The following is a 14516-nucleotide window of genomic DNA, read 5'->3' as shown; positions in this document are numbered from 1 at the left end:
CGACGGGTCGGGGCGCCCCAGGCGGGGGGCCAGCCCCCCGCACCCCCCGGGAGTATTTTCGCCAAGAAGATGGGATCAGGCGGTATTGCGGCGGATCATGAGCGCCCTGTGCAGGCCAGGGGCGGCCGCGATGACACCGGGCAGGAGCGGCTTGGGGTTGTTGAAGGCCAGCGCCTTGCCGTCACGGTCGGTGACGGTGGCGCCCGCCTCGGACGCGATGAGGCTGCCGGCCGCGATGTCCCATTCCCAGCATCCGTGCATGCTGATCATCCCGTCGAAACGTCCCTGACCGACAAGCGAGAGCCGATAGGCCAGGGATGGGCGGAAGCTGCGGCGGGTGGCGGGGATGCCGCCGGGCCAGTGTTCCGGGCCGAAATTGTGCCGCGAAGCCAGAAGGGTCGCGTCGGCCTCCTGCTCGGTGACGGAGGCCCGAAGCGGTGCCTCGTTCAGCCTCGCGCCCTGCCCCCGCTCGGCCACATACAGCCGGTCGAGCAGGGGCAGGAAAACCACCGCCGTTTCAACCTCGCCCTTGTGGGCGATAGCCAGCGAATGAGCGAAATTCTTTTGCCCGTCGATGAAGGACCGGGTGCCGTCGATCGGATCGACGATGAAGGTGCGATCGGGACCCAACCTGTCGGCTGCATCCTCGGTTTCCTCCGACAGCCAGCCATAGGCCGGGCGCGCCGCGGTCAGGCTGTTGCGCAGCATGCGGTCGATTTCCAGGTCGGCCTCGGTCACGGGGCCATGGCCCCCCGGCTTGTCCCAGGTGCGTGGGGCGCGGTTCCAGTGGTGAACGGCGATCTTGCCCGCTTCCCGCGCGGCCTCGATCAGGAGCGAAAGATCAGGACCCGGCAAGCGTCAGCCCCTCGACCAGAAGCGACGGCACCACGTGGCTGAGATGCGTGCGGGCATCGTTGGCAGGGGTCAGACGGCGCAGCATGTCGCGCAGGTTCCCGGCAACCGTGCATTCATTGACCGGGTAGGTGATCTCTCCGTTTTCGACCCAGAAGCCACAGGCCCCGCGAGAGTAATCCCCGGTATTGGGGTTGATCGAACTGCCGATCATCGAAGTGATGAGGAGCCCGGTGCCCATCTGCTTGATCAAGTCATCCCGGCTGGCCGAGCCTTGCGTCAGGGCCACGTTCGACACGGAGGGCGAAGGCGGGGCAGAGGTGCCGCGTGCTGCATTCCCGGTCGAGGAAAGGCCAAGCTTGCGCGCAGTCGCCAGGTCCAGCGTCCATCCCGTCAGCAAACCCTGATCGACTATGGCGCGATCTGCCGTTGGAAGGCCCTCGGCATCGAAGGGGCGGGAGCCGCTGGCGCGCGGACGCAGGGGCTGTTCGACCAGCGAAAGGCCCGTGGGCAAAATCTCTTCACCGAGTGCGTCACGCAGCCAAGAGGCACCCCGGGCAATCGCGCTGCCGTTCACCGCTTGCAGAAGGTGACCGATCAGCGACGCGGAAATCCGTTCATCGAAGAGCACGGGATAGGCGCCTGTCTTGGGCTGGCGCGCGCCCTTGCGGGCAACGGCCCGTTCGGCGGCGATGCGACCAACCTCTTGCGGAGACATCATGTCGGCCCGATGCATGCGCATATCGCCGAAATAGTCGCGCTCCATCCCCAGGCCCTCGCCAGTGATGGCCACGCAAGAGAGCCCGTGATCGGTGCGCGTGTAGCCGCCGGAAAAGCCGTTGGTGGCGGCTAGGTGCCGGGTGCGGCGGCCATAGCCTGCGCTGGCCGACTGGACCTGGCTGACACCGGCAACGGCCAGGGCAGCGGCCTCGGCTTCCAGCGCGGCCCGTTCCAGCGCGGCGGGGTCGGGTTCGGGGGCCGGGTCGATCATGTCGAGCGCGGCGATGTCCCAGGTCTGCGCCAGCTGTCCGGGATCCGCGAGGCCAATGGTCGGATCCTCCGGCGCAAGCCGGGCCATGGCGACGGCGCGTTCGGCCATCTCGGCCATTGTTTCGGGCCTTGTATCGGAGGCCGAGACGCAGGCCTGTCTCTGGCCCACAAGAACGCGCAGACCGATCTCGACCCCATCCGACCGTTCGGCATGTTCCAGTTTGCCGTGCAAGACATCGATCGAGACCGACGTGCCCTCGACGGCGATCGCGTCTGCCGCGTCTGCACCGGCCTTTCGGGCGGCGTCCAGAAGGGCATGGGCGAGGGTCTCGGGCGATCGGGTCATGTCGGAAGGTCCTTGGGCATCAGTCAGGATCGAGAGGTAGTGCCCCGCTGCGGGAGGCGCAAGGTGGCAGGAAAAAGCCCCGGACAGCGTGGGCTGTCCGGGGCCGTGGTCAGGCTGGTCTTGCCGTTACTGAAGCGGCACACCGTTGGCGGTGATCGCGCCGCCGGGCAGGAACTCGATGGTCGAGGTGTAGCTGTCGGCGGCAGCACCGGGGATGGCGAACATGCCAAGCATGCCGCGTGCCATTCCCGCCTGCTGCGGCGGCAGCAGCCCGCCATCGCTGAGCGACTGGATCAGGCCGTTTGCCCCGGTAAGGCTGAGGTTCACTGCGCCCACGGGCATCGGGATCATCTGGCCGGGGGCGAAATCCACGTCACCCGTCCCTGTCAGTTCTGCACCGCCGAAGGACACCTGAAGGTTGTTCAGGGTCAGGTCACGCAGTTCGCCCGGAGGGGCAGGCATCGAGGTCGGGTCCATGGTCATCAGGTCAACGAAGAGCTGCACCGTGCCCGACAGGTCCACGATCACCGTGGCCGGCGTGCGCGGAATGGCCTGGCCGGGATCGACCATGTTCCAAAGCCCGTCATCGACGCTGACGCCCTGGTAGGCGATTGCGGCCGCGAAGGGCGACGGGGCGGCCGACTGCGCCAGAGGAATGTCGATCGACAGCGCGGTGGAGTCGGCCGAGGCCGACACCGGGAAGGGCATCTCGTTCGACGCGACGTTCAGTGCGACACCGGTGGCGGACAGGGCGTAGCGCAGGTTTTCCTCGGACATGCCGAACCCGATGGCCCCACCCTGGTTGCTGGCCGAGGCGTCGATATTGTCGGAACCGTCCACGAACTGGAACGACGCCGAAGCGGCGCTGTAGGTCGCGTCACCGCTGATGGCGAATCCTGCGGGGAAGCTCTCGATCGTCGTCCAGTCGATGCCGCGGGGCATTGTGCCCTCAGCCGTACTGGCCATTCCGGCAAGGCGCAGGTCCAGCGACAGGTGACCATCGCCCCGACCGCCGGTCGGCACCGGCATCGGCTGAGGCGCGGGCGCTTGCTGCGGCAGGATCACCTTGCCGGGCGCCGGATAGATCGGTTGCTGAGGCGCGGGTTGCACCGTCGGCGCGGGCGAGCCACCGCCAGCCGGTTCGAAGATCTCGACATCAATGACCATGTCCGCAAGCGATCCGCTGCTGGTAAAGCCGAGGAAGCCGGGCGCGGTCAGATCATAGGTTGCGCTAGCGGAATAGCCGCTTAGCGAGATGTCATGGTTGATCTCGGGAATTTCCGAGGGGTTGCCTCCCACGAATTCCACGTCCTCGATCGCCACCCGGTCAAATCCCGACACGAGCGTGAAGTTGTCGGGGCTGCCCGTGGCAGTCCCCGTGAAACCTGCGAGGCTGATCAGGATGTTGATCGCGTCCGGTGCGTCGCTGTCGTCGAAGCCGGTCACCTGGTAGGTCATGCTGTCGGCAACCGCGATGGTGACGCTGCCATCGGCCTGATTGGTCATGGTGACCTCTGCGATGGTGCCCGTGACCGTTGCCTCTTCGATCGGCATCGTGCTGGTCACGTTCGTCAGCGTCAGCCCGCTGCCCGTGGGCGTGGCCTGGGCGTTGAGGTTATAGCCGAACTCTGCTGCCTGTTCCTGCCAGACGGCCCAGAGCTGTTCTGCGTTGATATCGGCCAGCGCAGGCGTTGCGGAAAGAAGTGCCGCTGCGGAGAGGCCGAGGGAAAGGGATTTCATCTTTGACATAATGACCATCCGAATGTGAATTGCTGAATGAATGTTCCGCCTCGGAAGGGCGGGCGTCAAGGTCTGGTGACACTGGCCTTGGATTGCAACATTTTTTTGGCGGGAAGGAAAGAGAATGGGCGCGCTGGACGGGAAAGTGGCAATGATCACCGGGGCAAGCCGTGGGATCGGGGAGGCGGCTGCGCGCCTTTTTGCCCAGGAAGGCGCCAAAGTCTGTCTTCTGGCCCGGTCACGCGACGAGATCGCCCAGATCGCCGGGGATATCGGGGATGCTGCCCTTGCCATTCCCTGCGATGTCAGCCGGTTCTGGGAACTTGAAGCCGCCGTGAATGCTTGCGTGGAAACCTTTGGACGCCTCGATATCGTCATCAACAACGCGGGCGTGATCGAGCCGATTGCCTCTATGGCGGAGTCCGATCCCGATGCATGGGGCCATGTCATCGATATCAACCTCAAGGGGGTCTATTACGGCATGCGCGCAGCCCTGCCCGTAATGACCGCCGCCGGGGGCGGCACGATCATCACGATCAGTTCGGGCGCAGCACACAACGCGCTGGATGGCTGGAGCCATTACTGCACGTCAAAAGCAGGGGCCGCGATGCTGACCAAATGCCTGCACAAGGAAGCGGCCGCGAATGGCATCCGGGCCATGGGCCTCTCTCCGGGAACGGTGGCCACGCAGATGCAACGCGAGATCAAGGCCAGCGGGGTGAACCCAGTGAGCCAGCTGGAGTGGACCGACCACATTCCCGCCGACTGGCCTGCAAAATGCCTGCTCTGGATGTGCAGCAAGGATTCCGACGAGTTTCTCGGCGAAGAAATCTCGCTGCGAGAGGAGGCGATCCGCCGCCGGATCGGGGTGGTCGCGTGATCGAGCTCAGGAAAGACGGCGGGCTCTGGACCGTCACGCTGAACCGGCCCGACAAGGCCAATTCCCTGACGGCGGGGATGCTGGAAGAGTTGGCCGATGTCGCCGAGGCCGGGGCGCAGGACGACGATCTGCGGGCCTTTATCCTGACCGGGGCGGGTGATCGGGTCTTTTCGGCGGGCGCCGATCTGGAAGCTGCGAAGGCGGGGTTGGCGGTATCGCCCCTTTGGGAACGGGTTTCGGGGGCTATCGCGGCTCTGCCGTGCCTCTCGGTGGCTGCGCTGAACGGCACCCTGGCGGGCGGCGCTTTCGGCATGGCGCTGGCCTGCGACCTGCGGTTGGCGGTGCCCGGGGCCAAGTTCTTCTATCCCGTCGCGCGGCTTGGCTACCTGCCGCAGCCGTCCGACCCTGGACGCCTTGCCGCCCTGATCGGGCTCGCGCGCGCCAAGATGATCCTCCTGGCAAGCCAGAAGATCGGTGTTGAGGAAGCCCTTGCCTGGGGGCTAGTCGACCGGGTGGCTGAGCCTGAGGATCTGATGCAGGCTGCCCAGGATCTCTGCCGGCCATCGCTGGAAGGAAACCCGGGGGTCCTGCGCGCGATCAAGGGCATGTGCGCCTGAGAAGATCCGCGAAAGCTTGAGCCCATTTCGGGTGGATATGCGTTGTCAGCGCGATTTCCAGCCGCGCCGAACGCCGGGTGTCTTGGAATGGAAATCGGCAGGGCGCTTGCGCACCCACCCTATGAACTTCGCCAGCCGAGGTTGGGATTGCAGGGCGTCGATACTGCTGTAGCTGCGCGCAAGCTCTGCCTCCGAAAGGGTGGCATGAATCTCGTTATGGCATATCTGGTGCAGCAGAACCGTCGGACCGCCCTTTCCGCCGCGCAGGCGGGGCACCAGGTGATGCAGACTCTGCTTCGCATTGGGCGGAATGGGGCGGCTGCAAAGGGGGCAGATCGGGAATTCGTCCATGTCTCTTGTGGTCTCGGGCGCGGCTGGCCAATAGGATGGCGTGAAACCGGACAGGGGCAAGGGGTGGATGCAAACCGAGACAATCGACGCAGTGGTCATCGGCGCGGGCCCCGCAGGGTTGATGGCCGCCGAGGAGATGGTCCGCGCGGGCCAGACGGTGGTGGTAATGGACGCAAAGCCATCGGCGGGCCGCAAACTCCTGATGGCGGGCAAGTCCGGGCTGAATCTGACCAAGGATGAACCGTTCGAAACCTTCCTGTCCGCCTACCGAGAGGCGGCGCCTTGGCTGCGCCCGATGCTGGAGGTATTCGGGCCGGAAGACGTGAAGCACTGGGCCGAAAATCTGGGCCAGTCCGTCTTCACCGGGTCATCCGGCCGCGTGTTTCCCGAAGCGATGAAGGCCTCGCCCCTTCTGCGCGCATGGTTGGGCCGCATCGGGGCCGAGATCCGTCAGCGTTGGCGCTGGAGCGGTTTCGAGGGTTCGGCGTTGCGCTTCGAGACACCAGAGGGCGTTCGGATGGTGCAGGCAGGTGTCACCGTTCTGGCGCTTGGCGGCGGGTCCTGGGCGAGGCTCGGATCTGACGCGTCCTGGGTGCCTATGCTGGAGACAGTGGGCGTCGAGATCGCGCCGATCGTGCCCGCGAACATGGGCTTCCACGTAGACTGGTCGCCCCACATGGCCCGATGGTTCGGCGCGCCCGTGAAGGGGTGTCTGCTGTCCGCCGGGGGGCGGTCTGTCCGGGCGGAGTTCGTGGTATCGGCCCGCGGCGTGGAAGGGGGCGGAATCTATGCGCTCTATCGTGAACTGCGCGACGGGCCAAAGCTGACGCTCGACCTATTTCCCGATCTCGACGTGGCAGACTTGTCCGCGCGCCTGGCGCGCCCCAAGGGCAAGGCCAGCATGGCCAACCACTTGCGCAAGGTGCTGGGGCTGGAGGGCGTTCGCGCGGCGCTTGTCAACGAACTGGCCCGCCCGCTGCCGGATGGAACAGAGCTTGCGGCGCGACTGAAGGCGCTTTCGCTGCCTCTTTCAGGACCGAGGCCGATGGACGAGGCGATTTCCACCGGCGGGGGCGTTACGCAACAGGCCGTGGATGCGGGCCTGATGCTGCGGGCGCGGCCCGGCATATTCGTGGCTGGCGAAATGCTGGACTGGGAGGCGCCAACAGGCGGTTATCTCTTGACCGGATGCCTCGCGACGGGGCTTTGGGCCGGGCGGAACGCCGCTGCCTGGCGCGGGTAATTGCGCCACGCATACGACCAACACGGAATCAGGCCGCAGCCGCTTTCTTGTAGGCCGGGCGGTCGAGCATCATGGCCCCGAAGGCGTGAATGCGATCATCGACAATGGGGAACTTCGCGTTCGCAGCCCATCTGAGACAATGCGCCAGCAGGATATCGGCGATGGTCATGGTGTCACCCATCAGGAAGGGCCCGGTTTCGGACATCCGGGGCAGGAGGCGCTGTTGGCTCTGCTCGAATTCCCATTTCAGGCTGTCCTTGATCGCGGGCAGGCGGTGTTCCTCGGGCAGGACGAAGCTGTGGCGTGCGGCCATCCAGAGGATCTGGTCGAATTCCTCGTTGATGAAGTGAGTCAGCGCGTCCTGATGCGCCCGGTCAATGGTGCCGGGGGCGAAGGTAAGCGCAGTGTGACGATCGGCAAGGTAGGTCATGATCGCGAGCGAGTCGGTGATTGGCACGCCCTCGGCGATCAGGACCGGCACCTTGCCCGCGGGATTGACGGCAATGACCGAAGGATCGCGCGGCGGCGCAGACACGTGTTCGTATTCGAGCCCCAGCTCTTCCAGCGTCCAAAGCACGCGCAGGGTGCGGGTGCGGGTGTTGCCGATGACCTTGTACATCTTTCCTGTCCTTCTTCTGTCTGGGCCACGCTTGCACGGGGCGCGCGGGGCGTCCAGAGGGGCTAGCGCATGCGGTCTGCGACGCTGGCCAGCCGGAAGAGGGCGCGTTCCATCACGGCCTCGGTCGGGGCCTGCTGGCTGGAGCGCAGGGAGAGGTCCGTTTCGACAAGAAGCTGCAAGGCTTGTTCCAGCCGTGATGCCCCCCATCGTCCGGCTTGTCGGGCCATCCGGTCGCGTCGGGGGCCAAAGATCGGCGGACGCAATGCCCCGACGCCGGCAGAAGCCCCGCCGGGGTGGATCGCGGCGGTATGCAGCGTGCGGAAGTGGCGCAGCGCCATGATGGCCAGCGTGACGGGCGCCACGCCCTGGCCCGAGAGTTTCTGCATAAGTGGGCCGATCTGGGCGATCTGTCCTTCTGCGGCGGCGTTGATGATGTCATCCATGCCGGCCTCAATCGTGGCGGGCGCGCAGGCGGTGACATCGGCCACGCTGACGGGTTTGGGGTCGCCGATCTTGTAGAGGGCGAGCTTTTCGACCGTCTGTCTAAAATCCCCGGGGTCAAGCTGCGTGGCCAGGGCCGTCAGCTGAGACGAGGCATCGCGATCGATATCGGTCACGCCGGATTTTCGGAGCGTTTCCTCGATCTCTGCCCGGCTTGGTGGATCATCGTAGATGCCGACGCAATAGGCGCGCTTGTCGGCTTCGAACAGCTTTCTCAGGGCCGATTTGGCTGCAAGTTGACGGGGCGCCGTGACGATGATCTGGGCATCGCCCGGTTGCCAGTCTTTCAGCGCTTCGGCGATGATCGGGGCCAGCCCGTCGCCTGCGTCTTCCACGAAGGCGGCCCGCGGGCCCGGGAAGAACCCGACGGCCTTCACGGCGTCCAGAAGCAACGCCTTGTCGCTGCGAAGTTCGCTTGCCGGGATGCGTGACAGGCGCATCTCCTCTTCCGCGCCGGGACCAAGCAGTTTGGCCAGCGTGTCTTGCCGCTTGATCGCCACGCGCATGGCATCGGCTCCGAAGATAAGGAGTCCGGCGGCAGACTGGTCGGGATTTGCGAAATAGGTGGTGGCGTCGCGGGCGGAAAGCTTCATGACCAGCGCAAGGATGACGCCAGCAGGCGCGACATCACCTGATCGGCCAGGGCCGTCATCAGGCGATCTTCCGCGTCGCGGCGTGCGGCGGCGGTCGAAACCGGGGTCGATGTCGTCGAGTAGGCGGTGAAGGTAGACACGTCATCCCTCAGCACCACCGAGTCCGTCGCGGTATCGGTCAGGGTGAAGGTCACGGTTCCGGCCAGGTTGATCCGGGTAATGTCGTTGGTGCCGGTGATGGCGAGGCCCGATTCCGAGGTTTCGATGGAATAATCGAGACGGAAAGCGTTCTGATCGGGCAGGCCGAGTCGCTCTTCCAGCCGCGCCACCAGCACGAAGCCAAGCCGTGTATCTGGTGCGGCCACCAGAACGCGTCCGCGCAAGGCCTGACCCGCCCCACCCGGCGCATAGACCGGGGCAAAGCCGCAGCCCGCCAAAGGGGCAACGGCCAGAAGGGTCAGGAAATGGCGGCGGTCAGATGACGACATTGATGATGCGGCCCGGTACGACGATCAGTTTCTTGGGCTGGCCTCCGGCCAGCGCCTTGACCACAGCGTCGTCTGCCAGCGCCAGCTTTTCAACCTCTTCCTTTGCAAGGTCCTTGGCGACGGTGATTTCCGATCGGCGCTTGCCGTTGATCTGGATCGGCAGTGTTACGGTGTTTTCCACCAGCATCGCCTCATCCGCGACAGGCCAGGGGGCAGAGGTCACCATGCCTTCGCCACCCAGAAGACCCCAGACCTCTTCGGCCAGGTGCGGCGTCATGGGAGACATCAGTTGTGCCAGCGTGAGAGTGGCCGTGCGCTTGGCCCCGGCCCCCGCCCCGGACTTCGCCAGCGTGTTGGTGAAGGCGTAAAGCTTGGCGATTGCGGCGTTGAAGCCGAAGCTTTCTACGCCGAGCGTCACGTCGCGAATGGCCTTGTGCATTTCTCGCAGCAGGGCTTCGTCCTCTGCCGTTGCACCGGCATCCGATGCCGCAACCTCTTCGGCGATGCGCCAGACGCGGTTGAGGTGCTTGAAGGCCGCGTCCGCCCCGGCGGCGGTCCATTCCACGTCCCGTTCGGGGGGCGAATCGGACAGGACGAACCACCGTGCCGTATCCGCGCCATAGGCCGAGATAATGGCCAGGGGATCGACCACGTTGTTCTTGGATTTCGACATCTTGGCCGAGGGAATGATCTCCACTTCCTGACCGCCATCCTTGAGGAAGGCCTTGCTGTCACGCATCTCGACCTGGTCGGGGTAGTGGTAGACCGGTCGGCCATTGTCGCCGATGGTCTGGTAGATCGCGTGTGTCACCATGCCCTGGGTGAAGAGTGCGTTGAACGGCTCGCGCGACTTTTCAGGCAGATGGCCGCAAATCTGCATCGCCCGCGCGAAGAACCGGGAATAGAGCAGATGCAGGATCGCGTGCTCGATGCCGCCGATATACTGGTCGACATTCATCCAGTAGTCGGCCTCGACCATATCGGTCGGCGTGCTGGCGCGCGGGGCCGTGAAGCGGGCGAAATACCAGCTGCTGTCCACGAAAGTGTCCATCGTGTCGGTTTCGCGCTTGGCGGGGCCACCGCAAGACGGGCAGGCGCAGTCGCGCCAGGTCGGATGGCGGTCCAGCGGGTTGCCGGGCTTGTCGAAGCTGACGTCATAGGGCAGCTCGATGGGCAGGTTTTCCTTCTTCTCCGGCACCACGCCGCAGCTGTCGCAATGCACCACGGGAATCGGGCACCCCCAGTAGCGCTGACGGGACAGGCCCCAATCGCGCAGGCGGAACTTGGTCACGCCCTGGCCCCACCCGGCCTTTTCGGCAAAGTCGATCGTCGCGTCGATGGCTTCTTGCCCCGTGGCCACGTCCAGCCCCGCGAAGTGGTTGATCCACTTCACTGTTTGATCCTTCGGCGGCACGAAGGCCTCTGCTTCTACAGGGGTCTCATTGTCGAGAGCGAAGAAGGTGTCGATGACCGGCAGGTCATACTTGCGGCAGAAGTCGAGGTCGCGCTGATCGTGCGCGGGGCAGCCGAAGATGGCTCCCGTGCCGTAATCCATCAGGATGAAGTTCGCGATCCAGACCGGCAGCTCCCAGTTCGGATCAAGCGGATGCTTCACCCGGATGCCGGTATCGAAGCCCAGCTTCTCGGCCGTTTCGATGGCTTCCTCGGTGGTGCCGCCCTTGCGCGCTTCCTTGAGGAACGCGGCCAGCTCGGGGTTGCCCTGCTCCATCGCCTTGGCAATCGGATGATCGGGCGAAATGCCGACGAAGCTTGCCCCCATCAGGGTGTCGGGGCGGGTGGTATAGACCGTGATCGGATCACCCGCGTCGGTGCGTTCGAAGCTGAACTGAAGGCCGCGCGACTTGCCGATCCAGTTTTCCTGCATGAGCCGGACCTTGGCAGGCCAGTCATCCAGCGTGCCGAGCGCATCCAGCAGGTCTTCCGAGAAATCGGAGATCTTGAAGAACCACTGGGTCAGTTCGCGCCGTTCGACCAGCGCGCCAGATCGCCAGCCACGGCCGTTCTCGACCTGCTCATTGGCCAGCACCGTCATGTCGACCGGGTCCCAGTTCACCACCGCGTTCTTTCGGTAGACCAGCCCCTTTTCCAGGAAGTCGAGGAACAGTGCCTGCTGCTGCCCGTAATATTCGGGGTCGCAGGTGGCGAACATGCGCGACCAGTCCAGCGACAGGCCAAGCGGCTTCATCTGCTCGACCATGGTGTCGATGTTGGAATAGGTCCAATCCTTGGGGTGGCCGCCAATTGCCATCGCCGCGTTTTCGGCCGGCATCCCGAAGGCGTCGAACCCCATCGGGTGCAGCACGTTATGCCCGGTCGAAATCTTGTAGCGGGCGATCACGTCGCCCATCGTGTAGTTGCGCACATGGCCCATGTGCAGTTTGCCCGAGGGATAGGGGAACATCTCGAGCACGTAGTATTTCGGCTTGCTCTCATCGCGCTCGGCCTTGAACAGCTCGGCCTTCTGCCAGGCTGCCTGCCATTTCGGTTCGGTCACGCTCGGGTCGAAACGGGCCATGGTCTGTCCTTGTCGTCTGTCATACGAAAACGCCGGGCGCATCGGCCCGGCGTGTGTTTAGGTGTCTGGGCGCGCGGAATCTAGAGGTTACCGTCACGAATCCGTAGCTGGCGTGCCCGGGTCAGAATCGCATCCTCTACCGCGCGGGCGGTTTCCCGGCTGACGGCCCCGCCACCGCGCGATTGCAGCGCCACCCGCAGGCTGCGCGCATCAAGCGCCGGGTCGGTCACGTATACGGTCGCACGATAGGCGCGCCCGCCACCCGGCGGGGTGCCATAGCCAAAGACGATCACGCCGGAAAACGGGTCGACCGCTTCGATGGGCATGAAATCGAGAATCTCCAGCGATGCGTTCCAGATGTAACGGTTCACCTCGACGGTGACGTTCGGATCGTCCCGGTTTGCGAAGAGATCCCAGATGGTTTCGCGGTCATCGGGAAGAATCGCGCCGGATTCAATAAGTTGCTCGCGCGTTTCCTCGGTCATCGGGCGCGTGAAAGCATTGTCTCCATCGCTTCCGCCGCCGAATCCGAACCGCCCGCAGGCCGTCAACGCCACCATCACGACCAACAGAATCGCGATTTTTCCTTTTTGGCCGATCATGCTGCGTCCTCGCCCCCTTGTTTCGGTTTCCATCCTGAACGCGTGTTGGCCCTTGGTATCGCAGGGCCAATAGCGCGGCAAGGCCCTTGAGACATGCATTGTATTTAGGGGCCTTGCGGCAACTGTGGCACGTCTGCACCACCGCACTGAACAGTTCACATCGCCCTCTCTCGCTTGTTGCATCCAAGGGGCCGACAGGGGAAAGAGAGGCATACCAACTCGGATTCGCCAGTTGGGTTGATTTACAAAACGAGGGAAAAACCATGAAAAAGGTTCTCTTCGCTACTTCGGCTCTGGTCGCTTCGGCCGGCTTCGCAGCAGCAGATGTGTCGCTCTCCGGCTACGCTGAAATGGGCATCACCGGCGGTTCCGGTTCGACTGAAACCCAGTTCCACCAGGACGTCGACGTCACTTTCTCGATGTCTGGCACCACCGACAACGGCCTGACCTTCGGCACTTCCGTTGACCTGGACGAAAACGCCGCTGGCGTTGGCACCGACGACGCAGGCGTTGCAGTGTTCATCTCCGGCAGCTTCGGCACCCTGACCATGGGCGACACCAACGGCGCTCTGGACTGGGCGACCTCGGAAGCCCCGACCGGTTCCGGTTCGATCGCTGACGACGAATCTTCCCACGCGGGCTACAGCTCCGTGAACGGCCTTGACGCCACCTTCGACAACCAGATCCTGAGCTACACCCACAGCGTAGGCGCTCTCGGCTTCGCAGTGTCCATCGAAATGGACGACACCGGCGACGCAGATGCGGAAAGCGTTGTTGGCTTCGGCGCACGCTACTCGGTTGGCGATCTGGGCATCGGCATCGGCTTCCAGTCCGGCACCGACGTCGACGGCGACGAGCTTGACGCCGTTGCAGCAAGCCTGAGCTACAGCATGGGCGACCTCTCGGTGGGTATCGTTTACCAGCAGCTGTCCAACAGCACCTGGGCAGACGATCAGACCGACGTTGGTCTGGGCGTGTCCTACAGCATGGACGCCATCACCATGGGCTTCAACTACGGCACCCGTGACAGCGTTGGCGGCACCGCCGGCAACGATCAGGCTGGCTTCGGCATCAGCGTTGGTTACGACCTCGGCGGCGGCGCAAGCCTCAAGATCGGCTACGGCGACACCACCGACGATGGCACTGGCGCTTCCGGCGACAGCACCTGGTCGCTCGGCCTGACCATGGGCTTCTAATCCTAACGGATTGGACTTCGGATCGGGGCGGGCGCAAGCTCGCCCCTTTTCCATTCGGACAAGTCGACACGCAAAGATCGGCGCCCACCTGACAAGAGGAGATGAGCAGATGAAGCGGATCATGATCCTGTTGATGGCAGTTTCGCTGGCCGGATGCGGCACCGCGCGGGGAACCGGCCACGGAATCGGCGAAGTTCTGACCGGTATGGGCGAAGACTTCCGCGCCCTGGGCGACCTCTTCGAGCGATAAAAAATCAGGCAACTTCCAATTTAATGGAAATTGCCTGGATTTCACTTTCAACGCCTTCGGAACACGACCGCGAATAGGATGGGGCAGCCATCGCCCAATTCAGGGCGACGGCCGAGTTTCATTTCGACCCTCAACAATATCACCAACGATCTCCGTCATTTCATGCAGACGGTCGGGTGCCAGATGCGCATAGCGTTGAGTCATTTGAATGCTGCTATGCCCGAGAAGCGTTTGCACCTCGTAAAGCGTGACGCCCTTGTTGATCAGAAGGCTTGCATATGTGTGCCGCAGATCATGAATGCGAACATCGTATAGTTCTGCCGCATCACGGATAATGTACCAGACCGCGTAAAAACTATCGTAAGCCGTGCCCGTTCTGGGATTCGTGAACACGAATGACCGGGGATCGGTCGGCAGTCCAAGCCGCTTGGCATTGGAAAGACAATCTTCGATCACTTCCATCGCAACCTTGCTGAGAATAATCCGCCGCGATCTGCCATTTTTACTTCTCGGCACCGTCCAGATCCGTTTTTTGCGATCAATATCGCACCACCGCGCCATTCGAGCTTCGCCCTTTCGGGCCCCGGTCAGGATAAGAAGCCGGATGACGTTGTAGATATGCGGATGCCGGGTGCGTTGCGCATGCACCAGCAGGCGCGAGATCTCTTCCTGATCGAGGAACCTCTGCTTGTAATCCCCCAGGGAAAGTTTG

At 63.9% G+C, this 14516-nt stretch carries 15 protein-coding genes; 5 read left to right on the top strand and 10 right to left on the bottom strand.

Going from position 1 to position 14516, the window contains the following annotated elements; translation table 11 throughout:
• Nucleotides 1–75: 75 nt before the first annotated feature.
• From ACEQXV_RS08500 to ACEQXV_RS08490, 3 genes are all read right to left on the bottom strand, one after another.
• Nucleotides 76–855: an inositol monophosphatase gene (locus ACEQXV_RS08500; protein ID WP_370251483.1), complete on the bottom strand. Its 780-nt coding sequence runs from the start codon at nt 853–855 to the stop codon at nt 76–78.
• On the bottom strand, nt 842–2188 hold the full coding sequence (locus tag ACEQXV_RS08495; protein ID WP_370268735.1) for a TldD/PmbA family protein: 1347 nt from the start codon (nt 2186–2188) through the stop codon (nt 842–844). Before ACEQXV_RS08495 ends, ACEQXV_RS08500 begins: the two co-directional genes overlap by 14 nt.
• Before the next feature lie 126 nt (nt 2189–2314).
• The gene (locus tag ACEQXV_RS08490; protein WP_370268733.1) at nt 2315–3928 is read right to left on the bottom strand and encodes a DUF2125 domain-containing protein; all 1614 of its coding nucleotides are present in this window, start codon (nt 3926–3928) and stop codon (nt 2315–2317) included.
• A gap of 124 nt (nt 3929–4052) precedes the next feature.
• On the opposite strand from ACEQXV_RS08490, the gene ACEQXV_RS08485 reads away from it, so the two are divergent.
• Together ACEQXV_RS08485 and ACEQXV_RS08480 are read left to right on the top strand one after the other, a co-directional pair.
• The gene (locus ACEQXV_RS08485; protein WP_370268731.1) at nt 4053–4808 is read left to right on the top strand and encodes an SDR family oxidoreductase; all 756 of its coding nucleotides are present in this window, start codon (nt 4053–4055) and stop codon (nt 4806–4808) included.
• A complete protein-coding gene (locus tag ACEQXV_RS08480) occupies nt 4805–5425 on the top strand; it encodes an enoyl-CoA hydratase/isomerase family protein (protein WP_370268729.1) in 621 nt (206 codons plus the stop codon). Before ACEQXV_RS08485 ends, ACEQXV_RS08480 begins: the two co-directional genes overlap by 4 nt.
• 45 nt (nt 5426–5470) lie before the next feature.
• Here the strand turns inward: ACEQXV_RS08480 and ACEQXV_RS08475 are convergent, their stop codons facing one another.
• A complete protein-coding gene (locus ACEQXV_RS08475; RefSeq protein ID WP_370268727.1) occupies nt 5471–5776 on the bottom strand; it encodes an HNH endonuclease in 306 nt (101 codons plus the stop codon).
• Nucleotides 5777–5858: 82 nt separating this feature from the next.
• Here ACEQXV_RS08475 and ACEQXV_RS08470 point away from each other — a divergent pair, with 82 nt between their 5' ends.
• Entirely contained in the window at nt 5859–7019 is a 1161-nt protein-coding gene (locus ACEQXV_RS08470; RefSeq protein ID WP_370268736.1) for a TIGR03862 family flavoprotein, read from the top strand.
• A 28-nt stretch (nt 7020–7047) separates the two neighbouring features.
• On the opposite strand, the gene ACEQXV_RS08465 is transcribed toward ACEQXV_RS08470, so the two are convergent.
• The 5 genes from ACEQXV_RS08465 to ACEQXV_RS08445 all read right to left on the bottom strand — a co-directional run bounded on the left by ACEQXV_RS08465 (nt 7048) and on the right by ACEQXV_RS08445 (nt 12241).
• A complete protein-coding gene (locus ACEQXV_RS08465) occupies nt 7048–7638 on the bottom strand; it encodes a glutathione S-transferase family protein (RefSeq protein ID WP_370268726.1) in 591 nt (196 codons plus the stop codon).
• A 62-nt stretch (nt 7639–7700) separates the two neighbouring features.
• Entirely contained in the window at nt 7701–8732 is a 1032-nt protein-coding gene (holA, locus tag ACEQXV_RS08460) for a DNA polymerase III subunit delta (RefSeq protein ID WP_370251490.1), read from the bottom strand.
• Nucleotides 8729–9220, bottom strand: coding sequence for an LPS assembly lipoprotein LptE (gene lptE, locus ACEQXV_RS08455; protein WP_370251491.1), 492 nt, complete (start codon nt 9218–9220; stop codon nt 8729–8731). The genes holA and lptE overlap by 4 nt, the downstream gene beginning before the upstream one ends.
• Nucleotides 9207–11756: a leucine--tRNA ligase gene (gene leuS, locus ACEQXV_RS08450; protein ID WP_370268724.1), complete on the bottom strand. Its 2550-nt coding sequence runs from the start codon at nt 11754–11756 to the stop codon at nt 9207–9209. The genes lptE and leuS overlap by 14 nt, the downstream gene beginning before the upstream one ends.
• 80 nt (nt 11757–11836) lie before the next feature.
• On the bottom strand, nt 11837–12241 hold the full coding sequence (locus tag ACEQXV_RS08445; protein ID WP_370251504.1) for a DUF3576 domain-containing protein: 405 nt from the start codon (nt 12239–12241) through the stop codon (nt 11837–11839).
• 380 nt (nt 12242–12621) lie between these two features.
• On the opposite strand from ACEQXV_RS08445, the gene ACEQXV_RS08440 reads away from it, so the two are divergent.
• Both ACEQXV_RS08440 and ACEQXV_RS08435 read left to right on the top strand, forming a co-directional pair.
• Entirely contained in the window at nt 12622–13554 is a 933-nt protein-coding gene (locus ACEQXV_RS08440; RefSeq protein WP_370268723.1) for a porin, read from the top strand.
• A 109-nt stretch (nt 13555–13663) separates the two neighbouring features.
• Nucleotides 13664–13804, top strand: a complete 141-nt coding sequence (locus ACEQXV_RS08435) for a hypothetical protein (protein ID WP_370251494.1) — start codon at nt 13664–13666, stop codon at nt 13802–13804.
• 99 nt (nt 13805–13903) lie between these two features.
• On the opposite strand, the gene ACEQXV_RS08430 is transcribed toward ACEQXV_RS08435, so the two are convergent.
• Nucleotides 13904–14516, bottom strand: a 613-nt coding sequence (locus tag ACEQXV_RS08430) for a site-specific integrase (protein WP_370268722.1), incomplete at its 5' end; no start/stop codon positions are given.

The sequence above is a fragment of the Nioella sp. genome, assembly GCF_964229645.1.
In the GTDB taxonomy this organism is placed as follows: domain Bacteria; phylum Pseudomonadota; class Alphaproteobacteria; order Rhodobacterales; family Rhodobacteraceae; genus Nioella.
This window is presented reverse-complemented; position numbering and strand designations above follow the sequence as displayed.